The organism is Streptomyces odonnellii, from assembly GCF_000981895.1.
Classification (GTDB): domain Bacteria; phylum Actinomycetota; class Actinomycetes; order Streptomycetales; family Streptomycetaceae; genus Streptomyces; species Streptomyces odonnellii.
Map to the genome: position 1 here is coordinate 1 of NZ_LATD01000057.1, position 2,724 is coordinate 2,724.

Genomic DNA, 2,724 nt, shown 5'->3' on the forward strand with positions numbered 1-2,724 from the left:
GATCCGACGACACTGATGACAGGGGAAGTCGCAGGGCCGGAGGGGCGGGGGGGATCATCAACGATGGGGACCATATTCCAGCGGCGGGCCACGGCGGACACGCCGGTACTGGACCGATACGACATCGCCCATCTCGCGGGCGGGGCAAGGCGCGTGGCGGAAACCGCGCTTGTAGGGCTGCACGGGCGGGGCGTCATCACGGTCCTCGGGCAGCGGGTGCGCGCGGCGGAGAGCACGGACGGGTCGGCCGACGGAGGAGCGGAGCATCCCGTCGAACAGGCCCTCGTCGCGCTCTGCCCCAGGAGCAGGAGTGTGGCATCGGTACTCGCCGATGTGGGACGCGGCGCCGAGACGGCAGCGATCGAACGGCGGCTGGTCGCGTACGGTCTGCGCACGCGCTACCGGCACCGCCTCACTCAGGCCGGCCGGCGGAGCCTGGAGGCCGCCGTACGGGAGGGAGTCCTCCCCGCGTACGTCTTCGAGGGCCCCGCGGCCGTCCCGGACCGGCGGCTGAGCCGCGTGATCAGGGGAGCCGAACTTCCCTCCGGGCTGGGCAAGTCCCTGATCCGGCTGGGCAAAGCGCTCGACTCCGACCACGATTCCCACCACGACTCCGATACGCACGGCGGCTCGGGTCACTCCTGCGGTGGGGGTGGCGGTGGCGGTGGCGACTGAACGTATGGATCCATCCAGCTCGACTGCGACCTGACCAGGTCCACGGCGAACAGCCCCGTCAAGCCGGCCCCGTCATGCCGGCGCCGTCAAGCCGTAGGAAACCGACAGCGCGAAGCAGGTCGGCAACGGGCGGATGCCTGTCGAAAACCTGGAGATCGGACTGACGACCCGGCTGTCCGCAGTGCGCCCACGTCGGCTCCGATCTTCGGAGCCCGGTGGCGGTGTCCCGTGGTCGATGAACGTACGGGGCTGTCGGCGGGTGAGTCCGGTGACGATGTCCGTGTCCGGCAACAGGGGAACGACGGGCCCTCGACGCTCGCCGGCAGACCCTCGCCGGGGCGCTGGGGCCTGCGCACACTCGGGTTGACGTCACAGTCACCCGCCGGGGGGTTCGGCGGGATCATCTGATGTGGGGGTATCCATGTACACACGTACGCGTTCCACACTGGCCGTCGCCACCGCCGTCACCGGCGCCCTGGCCCTGTCGGCACTCACCGTGCCGGCCGCGCAGGCCGACATCGTTTACGGCGACACCCGGATCTCCAGTGTGGTGGTCAACGGGGGCAAGCCGATTGTGCTCGGTGTCTCCGGCAGAACGCCCGTGACGGTCAAGATGACCGTCTCCGATCCGAAGGGCATCAGCGACGCCGGCGGAATCCTCTACCACGGCACGAACATCAGCCGTAACGACTGGGGCGTGATCCTTCCCATCTGCGGCAAGCACGCCGTCCCGGTCTACACATGCACCCTGAACGACACCTTCGACGCCATCAAGAACTCGCACGCCGGAACCTGGAAGATGTGGGCCTACGCCAACGGCATGGACGGCCACTACATACAGAAGGACCCCGCCCTCACCTTCAAGGTGCTGCGCGCCACCAAGCTGACGGTCAACGCCGCGCCGGAGCCGGTGAAGAAGGGCAAGCCCGTCACCGTCACCGGCTCACTGGCCGTGGCCAACTGGGAGACGCACAAGGCCGTCGGCTATGGAAGCCAGAAGGTGGTGCTCCAGTTCCGTAAGGCCGGAACGACCAAGTACGTCAACGTCAAGACCATCACGTCCAGCAGCAGCGGCGCGCTGAAGACCACGGTCGGCGCCTCCGCCGACGGATACTGGCGCCTTGCCTACGCCGGTACGACGTCCACCGCCGCGGCCACGGCCGCCGCCGACTACGTCGACGTCCGGTAGCCGGCCCGAAGAAGCACGCCATAGGCACGCCTCAGGAACAGAGCGGTACCACCGGATCCCGCGGTGGTACCGCTTTTCCACGCTGTCGCGCTGTTCCGCCGCGTGGGTGCACCGAACGCTGTTTCGCGCGGCAGTCATGGCCGGGGACCCGGACGGAGCGGCCGTCACCACCATGGGGACCATCGCCGACGATCAGGGCCGTACCAGGCAGGCCGTCCGGTGGTGACCCGGGCCGTGGGACAAGGTCCACGCGCGCGTTCGGTTACTGGACGTCCGGCCGCAGGGCCGGTGCGTCGTGCTGGGGAGCGGTCCAGCTGCTGAGGAGCTGGAGGGCCTCGGCGGTGGGAGATCCGGGTTCGACGTTGTAGACGCACATCGTCTGGTCGGTGTCACCGGGTGCCTGGAAGGACTCGTAGGAGAAGTGCAGGTCGCCGACGAGGGGGTGGTGGTAGTGCTTGGTGCCGTGGGTGCGGCGCAGCACGCGATGGTCGTTCCACCAGGTGCTGAACTCCGCTGAGTGCAGGGTGAGTTCGCCGACGAGATCGGCGAGCTGCCGGTCGTGGGGGTAGCGGCCGGCTTCCAGGCGCAGCATGGCGACGGTTTCGGCGGCGATCCGGTCCCAGTCGCCGACCCGTTCGCGGGCCGCGGGGTCCAGCAGGTAGTAGCGGGCGAGGTTGCGGCGGGGCGCGGGGAGAGCGTCGAAGTCGGTCAGGATCGCGCGGGCGAGGCGGTTGGAGGCCAGGACGTCGGTACGTCGCCCGATGATGAAGGCGGGCACATGGTCGAGGGTGTGGAGCATGAGGTGCAGGCCGGGGCGGACCCGCTGCGGGCTGCTGGGGGCGCGGCGTGCCGGGGTGGGG

General features: G+C 69.4%; 3 protein-coding genes. 2 read left to right on the forward strand and 1 reads right to left on the reverse strand.

The genetic code is table 11. From position 1 onward, the window contains the following. Positions 1–63 precede the first annotated feature (63 nt). Together WH07_RS07465 and WH07_RS07470 are read left to right on the forward strand one after the other, a co-directional pair. Positions 64–675 carry a TIGR04222 domain-containing membrane protein gene (locus WH07_RS07465; protein ID WP_046496815.1) on the forward strand — a complete coding sequence of 204 codons (612 nt, stop codon included), beginning with the start codon at positions 64–66 and terminating at the stop codon, positions 673–675. A 421-nt stretch (positions 676–1,096) separates the two neighbouring features. Then, complete coding sequence (locus WH07_RS07470; RefSeq protein WP_046496818.1) at positions 1,097–1,864, forward strand: hypothetical protein; 768 nt, start codon at positions 1,097–1,099, stop codon at positions 1,862–1,864. A 262-nt stretch (positions 1,865–2,126) separates the two neighbouring features. On the opposite strand, the gene WH07_RS07475 is transcribed toward WH07_RS07470, so the two are convergent. Then, a partial coding sequence (locus tag WH07_RS07475; protein WP_046496821.1) for an MmyB family transcriptional regulator occupies positions 2,127–2,724 on the reverse strand: 598 nt, incomplete at its 5' end.